Here is a 25,434-nt window from a genome sequence, read left to right on the forward strand (position 1 = left end):
ACGCTCTCCGCTCCGTTCCTTTCCCCGGCTGATGTGCTGGCTTATTGCGGCAAGCGTTGCCACGGCCCAAACCGAGCAACCAGCAGCCCCCGCCAAAAAAACTGTGCGATTAATCCCCGGCCCCGAGTACGCCGCTGGCGGTGCCCATCGCTTCTTTTTTGGAGACTTGTGGCGGAACCTTTGGGCAACCGAGATCGAGGTGGATGTCCTTGATCTATCCACCTTTGCCGGCGGATTGAAACCAACAAAACGTGGCGGGGGATTCCAGACAAAATCGCTCCGCTTTGCTGCCGCCAATGGGCGCGAGTACAAGTTCCGCTCGCTGAACAAAAATCCCAAAAAAGTGCTGCCGGAGGAATTGCAGGAGTCCATCGTGGCCGACATCGTGCAGGACCTTATCAGCACCTCGAACCCGGTTTCCCCGCTTGTTGCCGCGCCAATTCTTGATGCCGAAGGAGTGCTGAACACTTCCCCAAAAATCGTTGTGCTTCCCGATGATGAACGGCTTGGAGAGTTCCGCGCCGACTTCGGCGGGCTGCTGGGAATGCTGGAGGAAAACCCCACCGCCGAAGATGATGAAGAAGGCTTTGCCGGTGCCGATAAAATCGTCACCACCTACAAATTCTTCCGCCGTTTGGAGGAGGACAACGACAACCAAGTGGATTCCCGCGCCTTCCTTCGTGCGCGGTTGCTGGATATCTTCATGGGCGATTGGGACCGCCACGTGGACCAGTGGCAGTGGGCACGCTTCCGCGAGCGTGGCGAGAAACTTTGGCGGCCAATCCCACGCGACCGCGACCAAGCCTTCTGCCGCTACGATGGGCTTATCCCTTCGGTGGCCGAAATGGCGGTGGCGCAGTTAGAAGGGTGCGAAGATGAGTATCCCAAAATCACGGACCTCACCTGGTCCGGACGCTACCTGGACCGCAAGTTCCTTTCCGCCATTGATCGCCCAACCTGGGATTCCATCGCCAACGATGTTGCCAGCAAGCTGACCGACCAAGTGCTTGACAACGCCGTCCGCCAAATGCCGCCGGAGATGTACGCGAAGGAGGGCGCAACCCTTGCCGCCACCCTGCGCGCACGGCGCGACGGGTTCCGCGCAGCCGCAACCGAGTTCTACGTGAACATGGCGAAGGTGGTGGAGATTCGTGGAAGCGATAAAGGGGAATATTTGCAGGTGGCACGCCACGGCGACACCGCCACCGAGGTTTGGATGTTCAAGAGGGACAAGGCCACGGGGGAGAAGAAGGAGGGGGAAGCCTTCTTCCACCGCCTGTTCAACAACAGCGAGACCCGCGAGCTTCGCATCTTCCTGTTTGATGGCGACGACAAATCCGTGGTCCGCGGCGAAGCGAACTGCGGTCCAATCGTTCGGGTGGTGGCCGGCGACGGCCAAGATGAGCTGATTGACAGCTCGCAGGTGAACGGCTACTTCCTCAGCATCACCCCAATCCCCGATGCGGAAATCAAAACCTACTTCTACGACGAAGGGAAGAAAACAACCGTGGTGGAAGGAAGCAGCACCTGCTACACCAGCCGCGCACGCTCCGCCCCCGCCAACGACACCTTGAAGTACGAGCCGCCCGTTGAGGACCGCGGGCACGACTGGCGATTTGGCCCCGTTTACGGCTACAACAGCGACGAGGGGGTGATTGCTGGCGGCGGCCCAATCTTGTATAAGTTCGGATTCGATGCCGACCCGTACGTCTATCGGCTGGACCTGCGTGCTGGATATGCCACGGTGAACCGCTTCACCGCGGAGTTCACCAGCGATTTCTACACGCTGATCCCGGGCACGCATTTCAGCATGAACGCACGGGCCTCGGAGCTAGAGGTCCTGAAGTTTTTTGGGATTGGGAACGAGACACCGTTCAACCGCCAGCTTGCCGATGACGGATTCTACAAGCTCCGCCAGGTGCAGTATTCGTTCCGCCCGGAGCTTCGGGTTCCGTTGGCCACAACAACGGAGAGCTATCTTGGAGCCGAGTATCGGTCCATCCGCACGGAGCTTACCGACAAGGATGACCAGAACGACTCCACATTCCTGAGCACGCAGCCCGTGCCGGTGTACGGAACCGAGGATATCAGCATCCCCAAACTGTACGCCGGATTGAGCATTGACACCCGCAACAGCCAGGCCTTCCCCACCCGCGGCCTGTTTCTGAACTTGCAAGGCTCCTACAGCCCAAAGATTGGGAAGCTGCGCGATGACATGGTCCGCATTCAGGGGGATGCGCGGCTCTATCTATCGGCCAAACTGCTTATGCCGATGACGCTGGCGTTGCGTGCTGGCGGCGAGCATATCTGGGGTGAGTATCCATTTTTTGAGGCTGCGTTTTTGGGGGGAACCTCAACGTTGCGCGGGTTCGATAAAAACCGTTTTGCCGGGAACGCATCGGCCTTTGCCAATGCCGAGTTGCGGGCCTACCTGTTCCAACTGAAGCTGCTGGTTCCCCATTACGTCGGCTTCTTCCTGAGTGCCGATGGGGGGAAGGTGTTTGTCACGGGGGAAAAATCCGACACGTTCCACCGGGCGGTTGGCGGCGGGTTGTGGGTTGCCCCGGTCTCGCCGGAGAACGTTTTCAGCGTGGGCTATGCCAAGTCGGAATCGGAAGATGGCGGTATCTATTTCACCGCAGGGTTTATGTTCTAAGCTCTCTGCAGATCAATCAACCTATCCAAGGCAAATTCCATGTCGCAGATGATCGCTGTCAACCGCCGTGCGCGGCAGCTGCGGAAGGCCCGTAGCGTTGCCATTGGCGGCGGGGTTGGGGCCACGCTTGGCCTGCTGTTTGCGCTGCTGCTGCAAGGGCTGCATCTTGGCCCGTTGCTCAATGGCTGTATCAACGGCATGGTGATTGGCGGCGTGGGGGCGATGTTCGAGAACTACGTCTTCCAAGTTCGCTTCCGCAAGCTCAATTTCCTTTCGGTGCTGCTGTTCCGGTCGCTCTTCTACGCAACGCTGGTCAGCGTGACGGTGATTCTGGAGATCAAGGCGTACCGGTTGGTCCGCTACGGCATTCCCCTCACCGAAATTTCTGGCGACCCTGGCTTCATGGAGTTCCTGGTGGATGGTGAGTTCTGGGCGATTCTGGCGTTTGCGGTGGTGGGGAGTTTCATCATCAACTTCATGCGCCAAATCAACCGCCTGCTTGGCCAAAACGTTCTGCTGAATTACCTCACCGGGCGTTACCACAAGCCGATTGAAGAGGAGCGGATTTTCCTCTTCTTGGATATGCGTTCCAGCACCACCATCGCCGAGCGGATTGGCCACCTTCCGTTCCATCAGCTTATCAACGATTGCTTCTTTGACCTGACCGAGCCGATCATCGAGGCCAAAGGGGAGATTTACCAGTACGTTGGCGATGAGATTGTGGTGACGTGGCCAATGGCCAAAGGCCTGCACGATGCCAACTGCATCCGCTGCTTCTTTGCCATTGCCGACCAGATGGAGGAACTGCGCGAAACCTACATCGCCAAGTATGGGTTTGTGCCGGAGTTCAAGGCCGGGTACCACTACGGCACGGTGATTATTGGGGAGATTGGCGATGTGAAAAAGGAGATCGCCTTCCACGGCGACCCGGTGAACACCACCGCACGCATCCAGGCGGAGTGCAACGGGTTCGGGGTCAACATCCTTCTGTCCGGGGACCTGCTGGAGCGGCTCCCCTCCGTTCCCGAGTTGAAGCCTCACGCAATCGGCAGCATCCAGCTTCGGGGGAAGGAGCATCCGGTGGAGTTGTTCACGATGCGGCGTGAGCCAAATCCCTAATTGCTTCCGGTGCCCGGGGGCTGTTCCGCCCTTTCCACCATCGCGTAGGCCTCGGCTTGCGAGCGGAGAGCAGCGGCGGCGTTGTTGGCGTAATGGCTTTGGAGCTTCCCGTCAAGGCGGCGTGCTTTTTGGGTGTCGGATAGCTGCAACTCAATCATCGCCAACAGCTGTTGGCGGATGGCCTCGTCATCTATCGGGAAGGCAACCTCAACGCGGCGGCGTAGGTTCCGCGTCATCCAGTCGGCGGAGCTAACAAACAGCAGTTGCCGCGCACCGCTCCCGAAAATGTAGATACGGGCGTGCTCCAAAAAACGGTCCACGATGCTGATAACCCGAATCCTTCCCCTGAGTTCGGGAAGCGAAGGGTTCAAGCAGCAGATGCCCCGCACAATCAGGTCAATCTCCACCCCGGCCATTGCCGCCTCGTAGAGTTTCTGGATCATGGATGGCTCCTCAAGGCTGTTCAGCTTCAGCACAATCTTCCCCGATTCCCCCCGCCGCGCCGCCGCAATCTCCCGGTCCACCAATTCCTTGCATCGTTTCTGCATGGTGAAGGGGGCAACAAGCAGCCGCCGGAACGTTGGCTGCGGCAATTCCCCCATCAAGAAGGCGAAAACCTGGCGCACCTCGGCAGTGATCTCCGTAGCGGAAGTGAACAACCCGTGGTCGGTGTAAACCCGCGCCGTCTTCTCGTTAAAATTGCCGCTGCTCAGATACGCATACCGCTTTGTCTCCCCTGCCTCCATCCGCTCGGCCAGCAGCAGTTTGCTGTGGACCTTGATGCCGGGCATGCTGCAGATTACTTCCGCCCCGGCCTCGGTAAGTTCTTCGGCCCATTGCAGGTTTGCTTCCTCGTCGAATCGGGCTTTCACCTCCACGAACACCGCCACCCGTTTCCCTGCTTTTGCCGCAGCAACCAGCGCGGCCACCACTCCGGAGTTGCTGGCAACACGGTACAGGGTGATGAAGATCGCTTGCGTGCTGGGGTCCACCGCGGCCTCCTGAAGAAACCGCACAACGTAGTGGTAGGAGTGATAAGGGAAATGGAGGATATGGTCCCGCTGTGCAATCGCGTCGTACATCGCCTGTGCCCGGTCCAACGCTGCCGATGGCAATGGCGGAAGCGGAGGATACTCCAACGCCGGGCCGATTGGATTCGGCAGCGTAAAAAAGTCGTTGAAGTTGTGGTATCGCCCGCCGCGAATCATCTCCTCCTTCCCAAGCTGCAGCCGCTGCCGGAGGGCCTGCCGGACTGGCTTCGGCATTGCCGCATCGAACAGAAATCGGGCCGGGGTTCCGGTGGCGCGCCGGCGCAAGCCTTTCCGGATTTTTTCCACCAGGTCGCCTTCAAATTCATCATCAATGTGCAGCTCCGCATCGCGTGTGAGCTTTACCGACCAAGCCCCAACGATCTGCTGCTGCGGGAACAGCTCCGGCAGCCCCAGCCGCACAACGTCATCCAGCACAATGAACGGGTGGGCGTTCCCATCCGCCGAAGTAAGCGGAACAAAACGGGGAAGCGGCGGGGAAGGGATGGAGACCAGCACGCAGCACAACGGCGCGGAATCGTGAGGGGTGGAATCGGGCGGGGCAAGCTGCACCGCAAAGTAGATCCCCTTATTGTGAAGAAACGGCGCGGCTTCCCCCAACTCCATCGGCAGCGTCTGGATATGCGGAAGAACGCTTTGCTGGAAATAGGCGTGGACCTGGGCGCGTGCTTCATCCCACAATTCCTCCGCCCGAGGGAAGGTGATCCCATGCTCGGCAAGCGCGGGAAGGAGCTGGCCGTGGAAAATCGCCCCGAACTCCTCCTGCTGGCGGTCCACAGTTTTGTGGATTCGGCGAAGAAGCTCCGACGGGTCATCGCCAAGCGTTTTGGTGCCGCCATGCTTCAGGTGCGTCAGGGCTTGGATGGAGGCAACCCGAACGCGGAAAAATTCATCAAGATTGCTGGAGAAGATGGCAAGGAAACGGAGCCGTTCGTACAGCGGGACGGTGGGGTCGGCGGCCTCCTGCAGCACCCGCTGGTTGAACGATAACCAGCTGCGGTCACGATTGAGAAAGGTTGATGGCGTTGCCATTGCAGAAGCTCAGCGTGAAGAAGATGAAGAATGGATGGCCGGAGAACGCGCTGGCGTTTGGCCTGCGAGCAACCCGGTGTGGACCGCACAAAATACGGGAACCATCACGGCGCAGATTGCTCACCGGCAAAGAATCTTGCCAATCTTGCTGGCAAGAAACAGCGAAGCCTGCCGAAGCGAACTTCAGCAGGCTTCCGAACTCAAAAATCTGGCAAAGATTTACCGCACCACCGCCACGTTGCAGATGCCCAAAACTTGGTTGGCGCGCTCCAGCCGTGCGAAGTACGCCCCGCCGGGAAGCTGATGGAGTGGGATGGCCGCAACGTCGCCATCAACAGTGGTTGCCGCAATCCGCTGGCCCAGCGCGTTGAACAGCGTGATGGTTGCGCCATCGGTGCGTTGGCCGCTGGCGATGCGGAACCGGAGCTGGTTGCTGCTGCGGTCAACAATCGCCGCCAGCGTTGACCCCATGGCAATGCTGATTTCCTGGGGGGCAGCGGTGGGGGCCGTTGGGAAGAAGTTATTGATTGCTGCAATCAACTGCCCGCGAACTTCGCCCCCGCCGTTTGCTTCCGTGTGGAAGTTCGCATAGACGCGCCCAGTGCGTAGCCGCTCCATATCGGCGGCCTCAAGGGTCAGGCCTGCTGGTGCTTCCCAATGTTCTGGCGTGGTGTCGTTCTTCACCAAGGGGCTGATAACCTGCCCGTTGTTCCCCTCGCCGCCACGGTGGAAATGCGCCATGGTGATTGGACCAGTGGTTCCATGAACAACAAAATCCCCCTCAACGCTGTAGCTGCCATTCACCTGGTGCGTCACTCCAACAACTCCGGTTCCCATGGCGTTCGATCCGGTGACGGCGGGGGATTCGTTCTGCGGCGAAAGCGCAACGCCGTAGCTCTCAACCACCTGCACCTGTCCGCGAATCTCGCCGTCGGGGTTGGCCTCGGTATGGACGTTCATGTAGATTTTGCCGTTGGCCAAGTCGTTCAAGTCTTGGTCGGTGAGGTCCGCCCATATTCCGGCAGCTACGCTCCCTTCAAACACGGTCATTGGTGTGATAACCGGACCGTTCTGCCCCACTGGGCCGCGGTGGAAATGCGCCATGGTTACTGGGCCGCTTAAGTCTTGCCAAAAGACTGCGTACACGGCGGTGCGGGCTGCTGGGTCAATAATCAGTGCGGCATTACCCATTGCGTTGGTAGCTACCTGTGGAACTTCGTATGCTCCGAACATCAGGCACTGGCCGTTCGCAAACCTACCCGCTTGACCGCGGATTGCCCCGGCAGGATGGGTGGCGGTGTGAATGTTCAGGTAGATTCCTCCCCATTCAATCTCCGAAACCTGCTCCTCGGTCATCTGCCAAGTTCCGGTAACGGTTTGGGCATCGGAAGGCCACGTGATTGGGTGTATTATCGGCCCAGTGGAATCGGCTTCACCCAGATGGAAATGCGCCCCGGTCACTGGTTCGCCAAGATTGGTGATGGTGATTCGATACTCCATTTTCATGGTGGCATAATCCACCTTCATATTGGCAATGCCATACCCTTTGCTGGTGGTGGCGGGAACCTCGTTCTCCCCTGATAGGATTGCCTTGTGGGTAATCACAAAGGCTTGCTGCGCGGATGCTGTCAGCGCAAGGCCACACAGCAACAACAGCAGCGCGAGCGTGCGGCATGGCCAGTTTGTGCAGATGGTAGGTTGAATCATGTGGAGACTCTCCAAGAAGTTTGGTTGTAGAATATGGCCGGGGAAAAAGCGGGGGGAAAATAACACATTCCCTTGCCGGGAGGTTGCGGAACCTGAGTGCTGCGGCAAATCAAGCCCAAGCTCATCCTTGCCGTTCCGTGCTTTTTCTTTTCCGCTTCGGTTCGCCCCTGTTGCTTCGTTATGTTTGCGGCGTGCGGCGTGCGGCGTGTGGCCACGCGGTGAACTCAATTTTTTCAAACAGCCCATGCTTCCCATTGGCGACGACAACAGCAGCATCCGTTCGGCTCCGGTTATCACCTACCTGCTGATCTTCCTGAACGTCATCGTTTTTCTGTTCGAGCTTCTGCAGGGGGCGCAACTCCAAGCGTTTATCAACCGCTGGGGGGCAGTTCCGGAGCTTGTGCTGGATGGGAAACGGATCGAGACGCTGCTGACCTCCATGTTCCTGCACGGCGGATGGATGCACATCATCGGGAATATGCTCTTCCTGAAAGTGTTTGGCGACAACGTGGAGGACCGGATGGGGCGCGGGCGGTTTGTTCTGCTTTATCTGCTTACCGGCTTGGCGGCGCACGCGGCACATTTTGCGTTCAATGCTGGGTCCGGCATTCCCACAGTTGGGGCTTCGGGGGCAATTTCCGGCGTGCTTGGGGCGTACATCGTGATGTTCGGAAGGAACCGCGTGAACGTGCTGATCGGTTTCTTTGTTATCACCCTTCCCGCTTGGGCAATGATTGGGTTCTGGGCGTTGCAGCAGTTCCTTGCCACGTTCGCCACCATCTCCGCCACCCAAGAAACCGGCGGCGTTGCCTACGCCGCCCACGCGGGCGGATTCGTGGCTGGGATCATCCTTGCCTTCCTGCTTGGCGGCACTGCGGGCGAACACCAACGCCAACCCCTGGCGGCCACGCGGCGCGGGTTGGTAAACGTGCGTGGCCGCAGGGAAATTAGCTGGGGAACTTTCAGTAAGTTGGCTCCCCTTCTTCCACGGGAATCATTAGTGAATCAACTCAGTTTTGCATATCGGTTCATCGGGCGTGTGGTGCTGCGCGGGTGCGGCGTTGCCATTGCTCTGGGGATGGTTGTGGGATGCCAGAAGGAAGCCTCCACATCCAAAAAAGGAGAGGTCGTGATGGCAGATTCCCAAACCCATTCGCAACCCGGCCAAACGCCGCGTGGCCAGTACGACGTTCCGGGGCTGGAACGCTACCGCGCCGAAAAAGATAGCGGATTCCGGCAGCGTGGTTCGCCACTTACCGAGCGGGTTCGGGCGCGATTCCAGGGGTTAGAGTACTATCCCGCCGCTGCTGATTTCTCGGTAGCTGCGCGCTTGGAGAAGTTCCCAAACCCAGAGCCGGTGAACCTGATGACCACCACCGGGGAGCCGCGGCCAATGCTGCGATATGGCCAATTCCATTTTGTGGTTGATGGAAAGGAGTGTGTGCTGACGGCGTATCAGTCGGCGGAGCACCCGGAACACCTGTTCCTTCCGTTCAAGGACGCAACCAACGGAACGGAAACCTACGCGGCCGGACGCTACATTGACCTAACTGCCCAGCCCGCAGCGGCGGCCAACTACGTGATTGATTTCAACCTTGCCTACAACCCTTACTGTGCCTACAACCCAGAGTACTCCTGCCCGGTGGTCCCGCGCGAGAATTTCCTTGCCGTTCCAATCCGCGCCGGGGAGCGGGTTTCCGAAGCTGAAGCTCATTGAGCCGTACTCACATTACTTTGCTATGCCGTTGTTCCATCGCTTCTTCCTTCTTCTTCTGCTTGCTTGTTCGCTGGCCTTTGGTGGATGCCCTTCGCCGCAGCAAACGGTGAAGCCAGTGGATACCGTTGTTGTTGCTCCGCCGCTTGTGCAGCTTTCTGCCGATGCTGTGCATTCGCCAGCGGGGGACATGACCGTCAAGATACCGGTGGGATGGGTGACGATGGATATTGAGCAGTTGCAAACCCCGCAAGTGTTCAGCGTGGCGTGCGACCCCAGCTACACCATGTCGCTGGTGGTCGGCGAAATCCCGATGGACAACAACGTCCGCGCCGCCTACGATGCCAGCGGGCTGAAAGGGCTTGCCGAGATCAGTTTCCAACGGCGTTGGAAAGGGAGCCAATCGCGGGCGCGGATGGAGGGGCTGGTGGAGGAATTCGAGCTTGGGAAACGCCGCTTTGCTGCCTACTCCTACACCACCGACGGCGGGGCAACCCTTACTCGCGTTGCCGTCTTCTTCACCGCAACGCGCCTGTACGAGTGCGCCATTGCCAACCTAACCTTCAGCGATAACGACCCAGCCGACCCCAAGGCGATGGAGGAAATTTTGCGGTTGGTGTTGGCATCGGCGATGTGGTAGATATGGATGTCGTTCGCGGGGGGAAATCGCTTCCCCCTCCACGCCGGGGCTGCGTGGCCAGTTCAATAATCCCCCCACCTCATTCGTTCCCACGGTTGGCCACCGGCGATGGTGGCGGTTTCTATCCATCCATCGGCTTCTTGGCTGCCACCGTTTTACCAACCGACCCACCATGCTGATTCGCTATTCCCAATGGATTGCCCAACAAGAGGAACACGAGGATCGCCTTGAGCAACTGCTTCGCCTGTTCAGCTACCTGCTGATGCAAACCGGCGGAGACGTTGACGAGGCCTTGAATTGGATGAGCCAGCTTGACGAGCAATACGGCATCCTGGGGAAGATGACGATGCAGGAATTCATTGACCACCTGAAAGATCAAGGCTTGATCCGCGAAGGGGAGGGGAACAACGATTTTGACCTGACCGCACGCGGCGCGCAACGGATCCGCCAAGATGCGTTGCAGGAGATTTTCACCTCGCTGAAAAAGACCAGCCCGGGGGAACACAACACCCCGCACATCGGCTCCGGCGTTGAGCCAGCGGGGGACTTGCGGAACTACCTGTTCGGCGACCACACCAGCCAGATTGACCCCACCAGCACGCTGAGCAATGCCTTGAAGCGGGAGAGCGATTTGGAGCAATTCCGGTTGGAGGAGGAGGACATCAGGGTGCATGAGATGGAGCACACCACCAGCGTCAGCACCGTGCTGATGTTGGACATTTCCCACTCGATGGTGCTGTATGGCGAGGACCGGATCACCCCGGCGAAGCAGGTGGCGTTGGCGTTAAGTGAGTTGGTGATGACACGCTACCCCAAGGACCGCCTGCACGTGGTGCTGTTTGGCGATGAGGCTCGCGAGGTAAGCCCCCATGAACTGCCGTTCGTTACCGTTGGGCCGTTCCACACCAACACCCGCGCAGGGTTGCAGCTTGCACGCCAGTTGCTGAAACGGAAGGGGAGCGGCAATCGGCAGATTTTTATGGTGACCGACGGGAAGCCATCGGCGATGTTCGAGGAGTCGGGAAGGCTCTACAAAAATTCGTTCGGCTTGGATTCCCGGATTGTCAACAAAACGTTGGACGAAGCGGTGGCCTGCCGCCGCGAAGGGATCACCATCAGCACCTTCATGGTTGCCCGCGACCCCTATCTGGTGAACTTCGTGGAGGAGCTTACCAAAGCCAATCGTGGCCGGGCCTATTACTCAGGATTGAATCAACTTGGGGAGACGGTGTTTGTGGACTACATCCGCAACCGCCGGAAGAAATTCACCTCGCGGTAGCGGTTCCGGTGCACCGGGGCCGAGTCTGCTTGAAATGCACCCTATCGGCCTATCCATCAGCCTTGATTTCAAATTTCCCCACGTTGATATTCTCATACTGGAAGGTCACGCTGCGGTCCAGAGTTTGTTGGCGGATGGGAATAAGCAATCGGATGTCGCCAAACCGCTTGGTCTTATCCCACCATAAAAACAGCTTCTGATCCCCTCGCTCCGATTTCACCGCTTTCACCTCTCGGTTGTTGTCAAGGTAGAGTGTGTAGAGTGAAGGCTGAAGGGAGTCTTGTGTGAACTCGGCGATCAGCGCCGTGATCTTGCCTTGCCTGCCTCCACCCGGCATTCCTCCTCCACCCGGCATCCCTCCACCTGGCATTCCTCCATCTGGCATTCCTCCCCCTTGCATCGTTCCGCCGCTTGGCATTCCTGCGCCAAGTTCTCCTGGCGATGAATGTTCGCTGGGCAATGTTGTGTCGGACCCCATCATCAGCACCACCCCGGAATCAAGCAGGAAGAAGGGGAGGAGAATGCTGCGAAGGTGATCGTTAAATCGGTTGGCGGTCATCTGAAGAATTCCTGGAAGCTCCCTCTGCAGCACTGGTTTCCCGCCAACGGTGGCGGTTCCGGTGCGTGCGGTCACATCGCTGAAGTTCACCTGCCAGGGGCGGCCATCGGGGATCTTTCCGCTGGCGATGCATTGGCCGGTGGAGCGATTCCACTGGTAGCTGTACCGCTCCACTTCCTTCTTGTTCACAATCGCCACCACATCGAACGCAATGTTCCAGCTTTTATCCTTCCATTTTTTTTGCCCGCCGAAAGCGTAGATCACCTCATTCGCCATGAACTTCTCCGCCGACCAATCCCAATCGGGGGTGAATCCGGTGTCGGGCTGAGCTGGCGGGTCCTGCTCGATCTCTTGCGCAACAAGCGATGATGGTGCGGCCAACGCCCCAATCCAAAGAATGGAGAAGAGAAGGGGAACAATGCAATGGCGAACGGTCATGGTTCTGGAAGAAGAATGTCGGAAACGCTTGTTGATATTTGGGTGCGTGGATAGTACGCGCCACGCACAATGACGAACAGCAGGAACAGGAGATTCCCTTTGCGAAGCAGGGCGTGTGCTGGCTACCCTGCCCCGGAGTGTTGTGCGGCAATCAGAAGCTCCGCAAACTCACGGAATGCGCCATGCCCCCCGGGGCGGTGGCAGACGTAATCGGCAATGGCAAGAATCTGCGGAAGCGCGTCGCTTGGGGCTGCGGTTATTCCAACCATCTCCATGATCTTCTGATCGTTGACATCGTCCCCAATGAAGGCAATCTGCTGCGCCCCAAGCCCGCGCTGCGCCATGACTTGCCGCAACGCAGCCGGTTTATCCTTGCAGCCCAGATAGAGCAGGTCAATGGCCAGCTTCTCGGCACGGCGCGCCACCGATGGGGAGAGTTCCCCGGTGATGATCCCCACGTCAATCCCCACCGCGCGCAATCGCTCCACCGCCATTCCGTCGCGGATATTGAATTGCTTCATCACTTCACCTTCTGAGCCGTAAAAAACGCCGCCATCGGTCAGCACACCGTCAACGTCGGTTAGCAGCAGCTTGATTGCGGAAGCGCGTTGGTTCAAAGAAGTCATCGGGAATATTCGGTTGTCGGTCAATGGAACGTACCTCAGCTCCCCAACCTTCTGCTGGCCCTCATCTTCTCCGCCGCCTCGAACTCCCGCTGAAGCCGTTGGAAGCTGTAGATTCCTTCCCCATTCTCCCCAAGTTCAACGCTGCCGCCAAGCTCTAACACCAACGTTCCCAGGATTGTTGCCACGGTGTCGCGGTTTAGTTCCTTATCCCCCAGCGAGACCAGTGTGAAATAGACCTGATCCGCAGTGGCGTTCCAAAGCCTTCCCTGGAAGATTGCCCGCATCACTTTTTTCTTCCGGTTCCGCTCCAGCCGCTCGGCCTGGCGGCGGCGCACGCCGGGCAGCCGAAGCAGCGCCACCAGCAGATAGATCACCGAGAACGCCACTGGCAGATAGCCCAGTAAAAACCTGGCCGCACCGGTTCGGAAAAAAGGGATGGAGCCGCCGAACGCAGCAAGGCCAGCGGCCAGAAAATATCCACCCATCGCCAGGGTGAACAGCACCATCGCGATGATGATCCCGTTCCGGCCCGGGGTGTTCCCGCTGTGCTCGTATGGAGCCTCGAATTCATCCCAGTAATTGACCACTTTCACGTCGGCATCCTTCGCGGCTGTCCCGCTAATGAAGCTGTCGAACTCCCCCACCACCGCGCCTTCGTCGGTGATGGTTGGTTCGCCATCGAACCGGACCAGATAGTCGGCCATCCGTTCCTCGGCATCGGCGATGGTTCCACCGGAAAGGGCAACGACTTCTGCGGGGGTCAGCACACCACGCTCGGCCCGGAGGAACGCCGCAACTTCACGTTCGTTCTCCAACGGATCCGACGGCGCACGCTCCGGCCCAAGGGCAAGGTCGTAAATGGCAATGATGAACGATTTCTTCTTGGGGTCCTTTGCGCCGCGTGGCGTTTGCACGGTGCGGTAGCGGTATCCATGTTCGTCGAAGTCATAGCCCGCAGGGGTGGCCCGCGCCCACGTGGACCAAGCTAACCCTTCGAACAGCACGCGGAACAATCCGCCAATCATCCCACTGCTGCTGCGGTTGTCGTCGCGGTCGTCGCTGCTAGATGCTGAGCTTTGGGCAATCAGCAACGCCAGCAGTGCCACCAGCATCACCACGAAATAGACGATCACCATCAGGCCAATCCAAATCTTGAAGAAGATTTTGAACCCGCGCCACAGGCGTTCACGGATTGCGGCCCAGCGTTCTTTTGCGGTTTTGGTGCCCCGCTGGCGCAGCGGCATCTCGAAGGCAAATTGCAAGTTCCCCTGGTCGTCGTGGGTGACGCGGGTGACGTACAGTTCCATCAATCGCGCCAGCGCGTCGCGGGCTTCGTCAACGGTGACACCGGTGGCGGTTGCTGCGTCCTGTGGGGTGAGTTTGCCCCCCAACGTGGGAAGCCGTTTTTCCACCAACGCCAGCGCTTGTTCGGAGACGGTGTGTTTCATGGTGGCCTAAAATAGGGATTCTCAAGGAGCAACAACGCGGTTGGATAAGGCCGCACTGCCGTCCTCCAAGCCAGGAACGGCGGGGCACAGGGATGGACAATATTCCCGACGGAATCCCTGTGTTGGAATAGAACGCCGGCACGTGTGGAATATGGGTGGGCGGGTTGCAAACCGTGTGGTGAAAAACCGGATGGGCGGGCTGGCGCGTAGATCATGCCAGTGCAGGCCGGGCCACAACAGCAAGGGGGCAATCCGCCAACACGAAACCCGTATCCGCCCGCGTCATGCAGAACAATCAACAAACGCTATGTTTTACTCAATCCTTCCGCTGGTAGCAATGCTGCTGCTGGGGTGCGCCCCAAGCAACCACGGGAACCAGCAAACCATGCAGACAATCCGAACCGTAACAACAACGATGAACGAACAACAGAACAATCCCCCCGCGCCGCAAGGGCTTGACACCGCAACGCTTGGTGCCGGATGCTTCTGGTGTGTGGAAGCAGTGTTCCAACAGCTTGATGGCGTGGTCTCCGTCACCAGTGGCTACAGTGGTGGAATGGTGAAGAACCCCACCTACAAGCAAGTGTGCGACGGAACCACCGGGCACGCCGAAGTTTGCCAGATCGTGTTCGACCCCCAGAAGCTGAGCTTCAAGGATCTTCTGGAAGTCTTCTGGTCCACGCACGACCCCACAACGCTGAACCGCCAGGGGAACGACGTTGGGACGCAGTACCGCTCGGCAATCTTCTACCACAGCAATCAGCAAAAGGAGTTGGCCGAGGAGTACAAGAAGAAGTTGGACGAATCCGGCGCGTTCAAGTCGCCGATTGTGACGGAGATCGCACCATTCAGCACCTTCTATGCCGCCGAAAACTACCACCAGGATTACTACAACCTGAACGGCAGCCAACCCTACTGCAACTTCGTCATCAAGCCGAAGGTGGAGAAGTTCAGGAAGGTGTTTGGGGAGAAGTTGAAGAAGGAAAACGCGACGGCGCAATAATCTAATCGCCCGCCAGATTTAGGTTCAGCTTCCCATTCCCCCAGCATCGGTGAGCAACGCAACAAGCTCTTGATGCTGGGGGAATTGTTGTGTTAAGGCTGCGCGGCTGCCCATCTCAAAGTCCTGGAAATCGAACCCCGGGGCAACGGTGCAGCCAACCAACGTGAAGCTGCCGGGGCGGCTGACGGTTGCGCCAAACCAGCACCCCGCCGGAATCACCGCCTGCAATTGCTCACCGTTCGCCACAGCATCACCAAGCCGGATCGTCTCGTATTTTCCCGAAGCAAACAACAGATGCAGCGTCAGCGATGACCCGGCGTAGAAATGCCAAACCTCATCGGACCGAAGCCGATGCAGCCGCGAGATTTCCCCGCTACGAAGCAGAAAGTAGATGGCCGTGGAGGCTGCCCGCGGGCCGGCGTATCGGCTGGCCGCTGGGGTCACAAGCTCCTGGGAGCGGTACGTCTCGCGGAAGTATCCACCTTCGGGGTGGGGGGCAAGCTGCAGGTGGGCAATCCAATCTTCAGCAGTGGTCATCTGGGCTGTGGTATCTGTTGACGGTTTTTCCAAAACGATGTCCTGCAACTAAGCAATCATGGCACAAGAACGCAAGCCGCAATTCGCAACCGACTCAGGAATTATCATCCCCCCATACCTTGCTTCCTCCCCGGAATGCGGTGGGCAACCGGGGCCGGGGGAGTATCCGTTCACTCGCGGGGTCTATCCCACGATGTACCGCTCGCGGCTGTGGACAATGCGGATGTACGCCGGGTTCGGCACTGCCGAGGAATCGAACCAGCGTTACCGCTACCTTCTTTCGCAAGGGGTAACGGGGTTGTCGGTGGCGTTCGACTTGCCAACCCAAATCGGGTACGATTCGGACCACGCGCTGGCCGAAGGTGAGGTGGGGAAGGTTGGCGTGGCGATTGATTCGCTGGCCGACATCGAGACGTTGTTCGATGGGATCACGCTGCAGAACGTCTCGACTTCGATGACCATCAACTCCACCGCATCCATTTTGCTGGCGTTCTACGTGGCACTGGCCAAGCGGCAGGGGGCGGACCTATCCAAGCTGAGCGGGACCGTGCAGAACGACATCTTGAAGGAGTACGCGGCGCGGGGAACGTACATCTATCCCCCGGCCCCCTCGATGCGGTTAATCACCGATATGTTCGCGTGGTGCTCGCGCGAGCTTCCAAGCTGGAACACGATTTCCATCAGCGGATACCACATCCGCGAGGCCGGCTCGACCGCCGTGCAGGAGGTGGCGTTCACGCTTTCCAACGCCGTGGCCTACACCCAAGCCGCGGTGGATGCTGGGTTGGATGTGGACCAGTTCGCGTCGCGGCTCAGCTTTTTTTTCAACATCCACAACAACTTTTTTGAGGAAGTGGCCAAGCTGCGCGCCGCACGCAGGATGTGGGCGCGGATTATGAAGGAGCGGTTCAACGCCAAGGACCCGCGAAGCATGATGCTGCGGTTCCATTCGCAAACGGCGGGGTCCACGCTAACGGCCCAGCAGGTGGAAAGCAACATCGTGCGGGTGGCGTTGCAAGCCACCGCTGCGGTGCTTGGCGGCACGCAATCGCTGCACACAAACGGCTTCGACGAAGCGTTGGGATTGCCCACCGAAAACGCCGCACGCCTTGCCCTGCGGACCCAGCAAGTGGTTGGCTACGAGTCGGGCATTGCCGACACGGTGGATCCGTTGGCGGGAAGTTATTTCGTGGAGTATCTGACCGACCAAGTTGAGGAAAAAGCAACGGAGTACATGGAGCGAATTGAGCGGCTTGGCGGTGCGGTGCGGGCCATCGAGTCGGGGTTTATCCAGGATGAAATTGCGCGATCGGCATACGAGGCCCAGCTGCGGGTGGAGCGTGGCGAAGATGTGGTGGTTGGGGTGAATAAATTCCAAATGGAAGAGCCGCCCTTCACCGACATCCTGCACGTTGACGACGCGCTACGGACCAAGCAAATCGAGCGGCTCCATCGAACAAAGTCATCGCGCAACGCGGCCCAGGTTGAGCAATCGTTGTCCGCAATTCGCGCGGCGGCCACCGATGGCGGCCAAAACCTGATGCCGAACATCCTTGCCGCCGTGGAATCCTACGCCACGCTTGGGGAAATTTCCGACACCTTGCGGAAGGTTTGGGGGGAGTATGAGGAATAGAGAAAGCAATCCCCAGGATCATTGCTGAATCCCCCCAAACCTTAATCTTCAGAATCGTTGCTGAAGCACTTACAACGGCTACATCCCAGCTTCCAACTCCGGGAAGATGGTGGATTGCTCCTTGATGACGTTCAGCAGGTATCCGGCGCAGCTGGAGTGGACTGGGTTGTGGGCATCGCTGGTGCCGGCAGCGTCGCCGATGGTGAACACCGTCACTTTGTGGTGGCTTAGGCGGAAGTCAAGCAACGCCGTTTGCAGGTCGCGCCCGGCATCGGCAAGTGCGGCAAGTTCTGGCAACTGGGCGCGGTGGGCTCCCAAGTAGCGATAGGCCTCCACCCCTGTTTTTCCCGTCCCCTCTTCGGTTAGCCGCAGCATCAGGGCGCGCAGGTTGTTGCTGCGCGACTCGTTGTAAATGTCCAGCAGCTCCTGGTGATACCGCGCCATGAAGTTCACGAACGTCTCCCCCGCTTGCGCCGCCACAACTTCCCAATGGAATTGCTCTTTTGCCGCATCATCAGCCGATGGAACCTGGCGGATGCCCAACAGAATCTCCATCACCCGGAACTGCGATGACTGGAAGCCGCTTGCCGGGCGGAGCGCGTCGCGGAATTCGGCATAGCCCTGCTGCGTCATGGTCATCAACGGGTCGAACCCTGCGTGGGCGGTGCGAAGGATCACCGAAACCCGTTTCAGCAGTGCAATCCCTTGCTGGGTGTTCCCCGATTCCAGCGCGGCAATCGCGCCGCGCAGCTCATAAATCGCCAACCGGAACCAGAGTTCGAATGCTTGGTGAACCATGATAAACATCGGTTCATCGTGGGCGGTGGTGCGTGGGGCTTGCAGCGAAAGGAGCTGATCCAGTTGGATGTAATCCCAGTAGGTTACGCCTGTTTTTGAGGTCGGTTCGGTGTTGCTCATGGTTGTTTATTCGTTGGAGATTGGCGCGGTTGCGCCGAAAGTTTCTGCGGTTCGGCAGGGCCCTTGTAGTGCGGCTAAAATCGGCCTTTCTTTGAACAGAGGTACGCTCAACAAAGTTTTTTTACGGAAAAGAGAACTTATTGCTTGCAAAACAACATGAAGATGTTGTAATCTTGCGCCCCATTCCTACCATCATCATCAAAGCCGCAGGGGGCGGGCAACCGCAAGTTAGGGGGTGATGATTTCAAAAACATGACCTGCGTCAGGGTTCAGACCAATCGGGTTCCGTATAATCGCCCCCGCTAAAAAGCAGGGCGGTTGGTTATTGACCCTGTGCAGGGGAATCTCCGGCTCTGTCCGATACTCAGAACCGTCGCACTCAACAACTGCATGTAGGCACGAGATGTCGCAGATCTTCCATCGCAGCAGCAACATGATGGCCCGGCTTTCTATCCTTGTCGTGGGTGGATTAGTCATTGGCTTGGTGTTCTTCCTGTTTGCGTACAATCGTTCGGATTACTTCACGAACGTCCACGTTGCTCGCGAGCAACCGGTCCCCTTCAGCCATGCTCGCCACGTGGGGCAAAACGGCATTGACTGCCGCTACTGCCACACCTCGGTGACGGAATCCCATTTTGCCGGGATTCCCCCAACCGAAACCTGCATGACCTGCCACTCGCAAGTGCTTCCCGATGCTCCAATGCTGGAGCCGGTTCGCGCAAGCTACCGCACTGGTAAGCCGATTGAGTGGACCCGCGTTCACGACCTTCCCGACTTCGTCTATTTCAACCACAGCATCCACGTTGCCAAAGGGGTTGGCTGCGCAACCTGCCACGGGCAGATTGATAAAATGCCCATGGTTTGGAAAACCAACACCTTGCAGATGGATTGGTGCTTGAACTGCCACCGTAACCCAGAACAATACCTGCGCCCGCGCGAGCACGTTTTCGATATGAATTGGAAACCAGCACCCGGCGAAGATCAGATTGAACTGGGGAAGAAGCTGGTGAAACAGTACAACGTGAACGTTGCCCAGCTTACCAACTGCTCCATCTGCCACCGATAACTTTGAGGACCGGTTCAACGCATCACAACGGAAGCAATTCCGCCGATGCTGACCATGCAAACTTCCAGCAACACCAGCCCATGAGCGCCGACCATAACCACGAGTTCAACGGACTCTCCTTGCCGGTCATCAATGCCCAGGACCACATGCCAGAGGCAGATGACCACACGGAGGTCGGGATAAAATCCACGGTTGACCTTGCCGAAATCCGCGAGAAACTGACGCAAAATCGCGGCCCACAGTATTGGAAAAGCTTGGAGCAACTGGCCGAAACCAAGGAATTCCAGGATCACATCAAGCATGAGTTCCCGTCGGGTGCGGACCAGATGCTGGACCCCGTTACCCGCCGCAGCTTCCTGAAAGTGATGGGGGCTTCGGTGGCACTGGCCGGGGTAAGTGCCTGCTTCAAGCAACCGGATGAGAAGATCGTGCCGTTTGTGAAAGCTCCGGAACAGATCATCCCCGGCAAGCCGCTCTACTACGCAACGGCCTTAACCCTGGGGGGATATGCCACCGGCGTTTTGGTGGAAAGCCATCTTGGCCGCCCAACAAAAGTTGAAGGCAACCCGGACCACCCCGCAAGCCTGGGGGCAACCGATGCCTTCACACAGGCGGAAATCCTGCGGATGTACGACCCCGACCGCTCCCAAACGGTCATCAATCGTGGCGAAATCTCCACGTGGAAAACATTTGCCGATGAGTTCTCCGCAAAGCTCGGAGTCCAAAAGGCAAAAGGGGGAGCGGGGCTGCGCATCCTTAGCGAAACTACCGCATCGCCAACATTAGGGGAGCAGATGCGCCAACTAATGGCGCAATACCCACAAGCCAAATGGATCCAGTACGATGCCGCCGGCCAGCACAACACCCGTGCCGGATTGCGCATGGCCTTGGGTCGCGATGCCGCCGCTAACTACAGCTTCGACAAAGCCAAAATTATCCTTTCGCTGGATGGCGACTTCTTGACGGCAATGCCCGGAAGTGTCCGCTATGCCCGGCATTTTGCCGATGGCCGCCGTGTCCGCAAGCCGGGGGATCCGATGAATCGCTTGTACGTTGCCGAAAGCTCGCCAACGCTAACCGGCGCAAAAGCCGATCACCGCTTGCCAACTATGGCCAGCGAGATTGAAAGCGTGGCGCGGATTATCGCCAGCAAACTTGGCGTTGCCGGCGCGGCCGCAACCAACGGAAAACCAGAATGGCAAAAATGGATTGACGCAGCCGTCAAGGACCTGCAAGCCAATCGCGGAGCCAGCCTTGTTGTTGCTGGCGAATCGCAACCAGCGGCGGTTCACGTGGTTGCCCACGCCATCAACCAGGCACTGGGGAACATTGGCACCACCGTCAACTACATCGAGCCTGTTGAAAACGTCCAGGGCGACCAGCTTGAGGCAATGCGCCAATTAGCCGCCGATATGGATGCTGGGAATGTGGGGATGCTGATTGTCATCGGTGCCAATCCCGTCTATGATGCTCCGGCGGATCTTGACTTCGCCAAAAAAATGGAGAAAGTGGGGCTGCGGATTCACTTGGGCTTGTACCAGGACGAGACCTCGTGGCTGTCGCATTGGCACTTGCCGATGTCGCACGCGCTGGAATCCTGGGGCGATGCCCGCGCCTTCGACGGAACAACAACGATTGTCCAGCCGCTGATCGCGCCGTTGTACGATTCCAAATCGGTCCATGAACTGCTGGCGATGATGATGGATGCCAGCCCCAACGGCTACGAAATCGTCCGCAACTTCTGGAAAGAACGGCTTACCGGTGACTTCGAGAAAAGCTGGCAGATTGTGCTGAACGATGGGCTGGTGAAGCCAGAGATGATGAAATCTGGAGTTACCACACCGGCAGCAACACCAGCACCCGCACCGTCCGCGCCTGCAACGCCGGCAGCTGATACGGCTGCCCCCGCGCCAGCGGCACCGGCAAGCACGCCCGCGCCGACATCTTCGACAATCGCTGGAACTGGTGCGGTTCAAATCCCCCCGCCAACTCCGTACACATCGGCTGGGATGGAGCTGAACTTCCGCCCCGACCCGAACATCCGCGATGGCCAGTATGCCAACAACGGTTGGTTGCAGGAGCTTCCAAAACCGCTAAGCCTGCTGACGTGGGATAACGCAGTTCTTATCGGCCCCAAAACAGCCGAGGAGCAAGGGCTGAAGAATTTTGACGTTGTTGATTTAGCGTATCAAGGGCGCATCGTCACCGGTCCGGTATGGGTGCTGCCGGGCCATCCCGATAAAAGCGTGACGGTCTATCTGGGCTATGGCCGCGAGCGTGCCGGGCGCGTTGGAACCAACCAAGGGTTCAATGCCTACAAGCTCCGGACCTCCAACGCCCCATGGTTTGGGCTTGGGTTGGAGCTTCGGAAGACGGGGGAGTTCTACCAGCTTGTCACCACGCAAGATCACTCCAGCATCGAAGGGCGGAATCTTTATCGCTACGGAACCAACGACCAGTTCCAGAAGCAGCCAGATTTTGTGAAGGAGATGGAGCACGTCAAGGACCCAATCTCCCTCTACAAGCCATACGAGTACAGGGGATATGCATGGGGAATGGCGATTGACCTTACGGCCTGCATCGGCTGCAACGTTTGCACGATTGCCTGCCAAGCCGAAAACAACATTCCGGTAGCTGGGAAGGATCAAGTCTTCATGGGGCGCGAGATGCACTGGATCCGCGTTGACCGCTACTTTGAAGGCGGGCTGGACAACCCGATGGTTCACTATCAGCCCGTGCCATGTATGCAGTGCGAGCGCGCCTCGTGCGAGGTGGTGTGCCCGGTGGGGGCCACCGTCCACAGCGACGAAGGGTTGAACGACATGGTCTATAACCGTTGCGTTGGCACGCGGTATTGCTCCAACAACTGCCCGTATAAAGTTCGCCGCTATAACTTCTTCCAATATTCCGATGAGAAGACCCCGGTGGTCAAGTTGGGGCGGAACCCCGACGTGACGGTTCGGAACCGTGGTGTGATGGAGAAATGCACCTACTGCGTACAGCGGATCAACCATGCCCGCATTGATGCCAAGCGGGAAGGGCGTTCCATTTACGATGGTGAGATCAAGACCGCTTGCGAAATCGCTTGCCCAACCGGCGCGATCACCTTCGGCAACTTGAACGACCCGAAGAGTCGAGTGGTTGAGATGAAGAAGTCGAAGCTGAACTACCGTATGCTGGAAGAATTGAACACCGAGCCACGCACCAGCTATCTGGCAAGCATCCGTAACCCGAATCCTGAATTGGCCGAGCCTGTGAAGACCGAGAACAGCCATGCTTAACGATACCCAGACAGAACAAACAACACTGCCGACGCAGCGGGGCGCACAGCTTGTGACGGTCAACGAAGTCCCCGCCACGATAGACCAAACCAACTTCCCAGTCTTGGGACCGGGGGCGAAGGACTACGAGTCCGTCACTGGCAAGATCAGCAACTTGGTGCTCCGCAAAGGGTTCAGCAAGGGCTGGGTTGTCGGCTTCGGCATTGCCTTCATGCTCCTGATGCTCTTCCTGTACGCAGTGACGGTACTGCTGGTGAAGGGGATTGGGGTTTGGGGTATCAACATCCCGGTTGGGTGGGGCTTTGCTATTGTCAACTTTGTGTGGTGGATCGGTATCGGCCACGCTGGTACGTTGATTTCTGCCATTCTTCTGCTGCTACGCCAGGACTGGCGAACCTCGATCAACCGCTTTGCCGAGGCAATGACCCTGTTCGCAGTGGCTTGCGCGGGACTGTTCCCCATTCTCCACTTGGGTCGCCCGCAGTTGTTCTACTGGCTGCTTCCGTACTTCCCGAACACAATGGCCTTGCTGCCGCAGTTCCGTTCGCCGTTGTTGTGGGACGTGTTCGCGGTTTCCACCTACGGGACGGTGTCGCTGCTGTTCTGGTTTGTGGGGCTTATTCCTGACCTTGCTTCGCTGCGCGACCGCGCAACCACGCGGGGCAAGCAGATGATCTACGGCGCGTTATCGCTTGGCTGGCGCGGTTCGGCGGTTCACTGGAAACGCTACACCACCATCTACATGATCCTTGCCGGCATTTCAACGCCGCTGGTGTTGTCGGTCCATACCGTCGTGAGTTTTGACTTTGCTGTGTCGCAGATCCCAGGCTGGCACGCCACAATCTTCCCGCCGTACTTCGTTGCCGGCGCAATCTTCAGCGGCTTTGCAATGGTGCTGACGCTTGGCATACCGCTTCGGAAATACTACGGGCTGGAGGATTACATCACCCCGCGCCACATGAACAACATGGCAAAAGTGATGTTGGCCACCGGCTTGATTGTGGTGTATGGATACTCCCAAGAAGCGTTTATGGGGTGGTACAGCGCGGCGGATTATGAGAAGTACATGATCTGGAACCGGATGACCGGACCGTATGCGCCGGCATATTGGGCACTGATCTTCTGCAACGGCATCGTCCCGCAACTTCTCTGGATGCGGAAATTCCGCACCAACACGGTCTGGCTGTGGTGCATCTCCATCGTGGTGAACGTTGGAATGTGGCTGGAGCGCTACGTGATTGTGGTGATCAGCCTCCATCGGGACTTCATGCCGTCGGCATGGGGCTACTACAACCCGTCGTTCTATGACTGGGCCACGTACATTGGCACCATCGGCTTGTTCCTAACGCTCTTCTTCTTGTTCGTTCGCTTCTTGCCGGTGATTGCTGTTTCCGAGATTCGCGAGCTTGTTCACATCGAACACTCCAAACACGGGAAGCACTAAAACAAGAAAATGGTCCATCAGCAAGGCTGCAACGGCGTTGCTGCGGCGGAGAAAGCGTGATAACCGACAACTGAGTACTACATTTTTAATCATGGAGCCAGCAACACAACCCCCGATCTACGGGCTGATGGCGGAGTTCGCGACCTCCGAGGCACTGCTTAATGCAACGCAACGGGCAAACAAAGCGGGCTACCGCCAGATGGATGCCTACTCACCAATTCCTGTGGAAGGAGTTACCGAGGCTATTGGGTTCAAAACCAAGTTGCCATGGGGGATTTTCTGCGGAGGGTTAGCCGGAGCAGTGTTCGGGATGGGACTGCAGTATTGGGCTGCGGTAATCTACTATCCGATGAACATCGGTGGGCGGCCCATGTTCAGTATCCCGTCGTTCATCCCTGTCACCTTCGAGACCACGGTGCTGTTTTCGGTGCTGACAGCGGTCTTCGGGATGATTATTCTGAACAAGCTCCCGATGCCGTACCATCCGGTCTTCAACGTTGAAGGCTTTGCCCGCGCCAGCACCGACCGGTTCTTCCTTGCTATCGAATCAACCGACCCCAAATTCGACCGCCAACGGACCTGGGAGTTCTTGGAATCCTTGAAGCCAGAAAGCCTTGCGGAGGTGCCTCACTAATGAACGCAACCATGCGACACCTTCTACCATTTCTCCTGTTGGCCCTGATTGCTACGGGTTGCCAGGAGATGTACGATCAGCCAAAAGTGAAGCCGCTTTCAAAAAGCGATTTCTTCGACGATGCGCTTGGCGCGCGCCAGCCGATTGCTGGAACCGTTGCACGCGGCCACATGAAGCTGGACGACCAACTCTACACCGGCAAAGCCCCCGCCAGCGCAGCAAAACCTGCTGGCGATAGTGGCGCGTCGGGTGCTGCGTCCGGCGTTCCGGCCCAATGGGCCACCAGCGATCTTTCCTGGACCTTCCCAATGCCCGTCACGCGTGAAGTCCTGGTTCGCGGCCATGAGCAGTTCAACGTCTTCTGCTCCCCCTGCCACGGCAGGCTTGGCGATGGGAAGGGGATGATTGTGCAGCGCGGCTTCAAGGCCCCGCCATCGTTCCACGAAGAACGCCTGCGGACCGCTCCGCCGGGGTATGTGTTCAACGTTATCACCAACGGCTTCGGCGTGATGTACAGCTACGCCTCGCGCGTGCCGGTGAAGGATCGCTGGGCAATCGCTGCCTATATCAAGGCACTGCAGCTCAGCCAAAACATGGATGCCTCCCAATTGACCGCCGAGCAACAAGCGGCACTGGAGGGAAAGAAATAAC

At 58.2% G+C, this 25,434-nt stretch carries 19 protein-coding genes; 12 read left to right on the forward strand and 7 right to left on the reverse strand.

Annotation, left to right across the window (positions count from 1 at the left end; all coding sequences use genetic code 11):
* Nucleotides 1-31 precede the first annotated feature (31 nt).
* Both IPM61_07175 and IPM61_07180 read left to right on the forward strand, forming a co-directional pair.
* Entirely contained in the window at nt 32-2,656 is a 2,625-nt protein-coding gene (locus IPM61_07175; protein MBK8911096.1) for a BamA/TamA family outer membrane protein, read from the forward strand.
* Between the two features lie 39 nt (nt 2,657-2,695).
* Nucleotides 2,696-3,775: an adenylate/guanylate cyclase domain-containing protein gene (locus IPM61_07180; protein MBK8911097.1), complete on the forward strand. Its 1,080-nt coding sequence runs from the start codon at nt 2,696-2,698 to the stop codon at nt 3,773-3,775.
* On the opposite strand, the gene ppk1 is transcribed toward IPM61_07180, so the two are convergent.
* Both ppk1 and IPM61_07190 read right to left on the reverse strand, forming a co-directional pair.
* Nucleotides 3,772-5,856 carry a polyphosphate kinase 1 gene (ppk1, locus tag IPM61_07185; protein MBK8911098.1) on the reverse strand — a complete coding sequence of 695 codons (2,085 nt, stop codon included), beginning with the start codon at nt 5,854-5,856 and terminating at the stop codon, nt 3,772-3,774. The two genes, IPM61_07180 and ppk1, sit on opposite strands and share 4 nt — an antisense overlap.
* A gap of 219 nt (nt 5,857-6,075) precedes the next feature.
* A complete protein-coding gene (locus IPM61_07190) occupies nt 6,076-7,563 on the reverse strand; it encodes a CHRD domain-containing protein (protein MBK8911099.1) in 1,488 nt (495 codons plus the stop codon).
* Nucleotides 7,564-7,807: 244 nt separating this feature from the next.
* Here IPM61_07190 and IPM61_07195 point away from each other — a divergent pair, with 244 nt between their 5' ends.
* The 3 genes from IPM61_07195 (at nt 7,808) to IPM61_07205 (ending at nt 11,196) form a co-directional block, all read left to right on the forward strand.
* On the forward strand, nt 7,808-9,280 hold the full coding sequence (locus tag IPM61_07195; protein ID MBK8911100.1) for a rhomboid family intramembrane serine protease: 1,473 nt from the start codon (nt 7,808-7,810) through the stop codon (nt 9,278-9,280).
* Nucleotides 9,281-9,302: 22 nt separating this feature from the next.
* Entirely contained in the window at nt 9,303-9,917 is a 615-nt protein-coding gene (locus tag IPM61_07200; protein ID MBK8911101.1) for a hypothetical protein, read from the forward strand.
* 172 nt (nt 9,918-10,089) lie between these two features.
* A complete protein-coding gene (locus IPM61_07205; GenBank protein ID MBK8911102.1) occupies nt 10,090-11,196 on the forward strand; it encodes a VWA domain-containing protein in 1,107 nt (368 codons plus the stop codon).
* Between the two features lie 49 nt (nt 11,197-11,245).
* Here IPM61_07205 and IPM61_07210 read toward each other — a convergent pair whose 3' ends face one another.
* The 3 genes from IPM61_07210 to IPM61_07220 form a co-directional block, all read right to left on the reverse strand.
* The gene (locus IPM61_07210) at nt 11,246-12,193 is read right to left on the reverse strand and encodes a hypothetical protein (GenBank protein MBK8911103.1); all 948 of its coding nucleotides are present in this window, start codon (nt 12,191-12,193) and stop codon (nt 11,246-11,248) included.
* A gap of 122 nt (nt 12,194-12,315) precedes the next feature.
* Complete coding sequence (locus tag IPM61_07215; GenBank protein MBK8911104.1) at nt 12,316-12,819, reverse strand: HAD-IIIA family hydrolase; 504 nt, start codon at nt 12,817-12,819, stop codon at nt 12,316-12,318.
* A 35-nt stretch (nt 12,820-12,854) separates the two neighbouring features.
* Entirely contained in the window at nt 12,855-14,267 is a 1,413-nt protein-coding gene (locus tag IPM61_07220; GenBank protein MBK8911105.1) for a hypothetical protein, read from the reverse strand.
* Between the two features lie 415 nt (nt 14,268-14,682).
* On the opposite strand from IPM61_07220, the gene msrA reads away from it, so the two are divergent.
* On the forward strand, nt 14,683-15,270 hold the full coding sequence (gene msrA / locus IPM61_07225; protein ID MBK8911106.1) for a peptide-methionine (S)-S-oxide reductase MsrA: 588 nt from the start codon (nt 14,683-14,685) through the stop codon (nt 15,268-15,270).
* Between the two features lie 24 nt (nt 15,271-15,294).
* Here the strand turns inward: msrA and IPM61_07230 are convergent, their stop codons facing one another.
* Nucleotides 15,295-15,807 (reverse strand): cupin domain-containing protein, encoded by a 513-nt coding sequence (locus IPM61_07230; protein ID MBK8911107.1) that lies wholly within the window; start codon nt 15,805-15,807, stop codon nt 15,295-15,297.
* A 58-nt stretch (nt 15,808-15,865) separates the two neighbouring features.
* On the opposite strand from IPM61_07230, the gene IPM61_07235 reads away from it, so the two are divergent.
* Complete coding sequence (locus tag IPM61_07235) at nt 15,866-17,440, forward strand: methylmalonyl-CoA mutase (GenBank protein ID MBK8911108.1); 1,575 nt, start codon at nt 15,866-15,868, stop codon at nt 17,438-17,440.
* Nucleotides 17,441-17,518: 78 nt separating this feature from the next.
* On the opposite strand, the gene IPM61_07240 is transcribed toward IPM61_07235, so the two are convergent.
* Entirely contained in the window at nt 17,519-18,358 is an 840-nt protein-coding gene (locus IPM61_07240; GenBank protein MBK8911109.1) for a hypothetical protein, read from the reverse strand.
* A 403-nt stretch (nt 18,359-18,761) separates the two neighbouring features.
* Between IPM61_07240 and IPM61_07245 the strand changes: the two genes are divergently transcribed.
* The 5 genes from IPM61_07245 (at nt 18,762) to IPM61_07265 (ending at nt 25,433) form a co-directional block, all read left to right on the forward strand.
* Nucleotides 18,762-19,424, forward strand: a complete 663-nt coding sequence (locus IPM61_07245) for a cytochrome c3 family protein (GenBank protein MBK8911110.1) — start codon at nt 18,762-18,764, stop codon at nt 19,422-19,424.
* A gap of 146 nt (nt 19,425-19,570) precedes the next feature.
* Nucleotides 19,571-22,705, forward strand: coding sequence for a TAT-variant-translocated molybdopterin oxidoreductase (locus tag IPM61_07250; GenBank protein MBK8911111.1), 3,135 nt, complete (start codon nt 19,571-19,573; stop codon nt 22,703-22,705).
* Entirely contained in the window at nt 22,698-24,149 is a 1,452-nt protein-coding gene (gene nrfD / locus IPM61_07255) for a polysulfide reductase NrfD (protein ID MBK8911112.1), read from the forward strand. Before IPM61_07250 ends, nrfD begins: the two co-directional genes overlap by 8 nt.
* Nucleotides 24,150-24,276: 127 nt before the next feature.
* Entirely contained in the window at nt 24,277-24,783 is a 507-nt protein-coding gene (locus IPM61_07260; protein MBK8911113.1) for a DUF3341 domain-containing protein, read from the forward strand.
* An 11-nt stretch (nt 24,784-24,794) separates the two neighbouring features.
* A complete protein-coding gene (locus tag IPM61_07265; GenBank protein ID MBK8911114.1) occupies nt 24,795-25,433 on the forward strand; it encodes a cytochrome c in 639 nt (212 codons plus the stop codon).
* The last annotated feature ends 1 nt before the right edge of the window (nt 25,434 follow it).

It is taken from the genome of Chlorobiota bacterium (genome assembly GCA_016710285.1).
Lineage (GTDB): Bacteria > Bacteroidota > Ignavibacteria > OLB7 > OLB7 > OLB7.

What these genes read in the sequence shown, in the direction of transcription:
- IPM61_07175 (MBK8911096.1), top strand. Translation starts at nt 32, where the DNA reads ATGTGCTGGCTTATTGCGGCAAGCGTTGCCACGGCCCAAACCGAGCAA.
- IPM61_07180 (MBK8911097.1), top strand. Translation starts at nt 2,696, where the DNA reads ATGTCGCAGATGATCGCTGTCAACCGCCGTGCGCGGCAGCTGCGGAAG.
- ppk1 (MBK8911098.1), bottom strand. Translation starts at nt 5,856, where the DNA reads ATGGCAACGCCATCAACCTTTCTCAATCGTGACCGCAGCTGGTTATCG.
- IPM61_07190 (MBK8911099.1), bottom strand. Translation starts at nt 7,563, where the DNA reads ATGATTCAACCTACCATCTGCACAAACTGGCCATGCCGCACGCTCGCG.
- IPM61_07195 (MBK8911100.1), top strand. Translation starts at nt 7,808, where the DNA reads ATGCTTCCCATTGGCGACGACAACAGCAGCATCCGTTCGGCTCCGGTT.
- IPM61_07200 (MBK8911101.1), top strand. Translation starts at nt 9,303, where the DNA reads ATGCCGTTGTTCCATCGCTTCTTCCTTCTTCTTCTGCTTGCTTGTTCG.
- IPM61_07205 (MBK8911102.1), top strand. Translation starts at nt 10,090, where the DNA reads ATGCTGATTCGCTATTCCCAATGGATTGCCCAACAAGAGGAACACGAG.
- IPM61_07210 (MBK8911103.1), bottom strand. Translation starts at nt 12,193, where the DNA reads ATGACCGTTCGCCATTGCATTGTTCCCCTTCTCTTCTCCATTCTTTGG.
- IPM61_07215 (MBK8911104.1), bottom strand. Translation starts at nt 12,819, where the DNA reads ATGACTTCTTTGAACCAACGCGCTTCCGCAATCAAGCTGCTGCTAACC.
- IPM61_07220 (MBK8911105.1), bottom strand. Translation starts at nt 14,267, where the DNA reads ATGAAACACACCGTCTCCGAACAAGCGCTGGCGTTGGTGGAAAAACGG.
- msrA (MBK8911106.1), top strand. Translation starts at nt 14,683, where the DNA reads ATGAACGAACAACAGAACAATCCCCCCGCGCCGCAAGGGCTTGACACC.
- IPM61_07230 (MBK8911107.1), bottom strand. Translation starts at nt 15,807, where the DNA reads ATGACCACTGCTGAAGATTGGATTGCCCACCTGCAGCTTGCCCCCCAC.
- IPM61_07235 (MBK8911108.1), top strand. Translation starts at nt 15,866, where the DNA reads ATGGCACAAGAACGCAAGCCGCAATTCGCAACCGACTCAGGAATTATC.
- IPM61_07240 (MBK8911109.1), bottom strand. Translation starts at nt 18,358, where the DNA reads ATGAGCAACACCGAACCGACCTCAAAAACAGGCGTAACCTACTGGGAT.
- IPM61_07245 (MBK8911110.1), top strand. Translation starts at nt 18,762, where the DNA reads ATGTCGCAGATCTTCCATCGCAGCAGCAACATGATGGCCCGGCTTTCT.
- IPM61_07250 (MBK8911111.1), top strand. Translation starts at nt 19,571, where the DNA reads ATGCCAGAGGCAGATGACCACACGGAGGTCGGGATAAAATCCACGGTT.
- nrfD (MBK8911112.1), top strand. Translation starts at nt 22,698, where the DNA reads ATGCTTAACGATACCCAGACAGAACAAACAACACTGCCGACGCAGCGG.
- IPM61_07260 (MBK8911113.1), top strand. Translation starts at nt 24,277, where the DNA reads ATGGCGGAGTTCGCGACCTCCGAGGCACTGCTTAATGCAACGCAACGG.
- IPM61_07265 (MBK8911114.1), top strand. Translation starts at nt 24,795, where the DNA reads ATGCGACACCTTCTACCATTTCTCCTGTTGGCCCTGATTGCTACGGGT.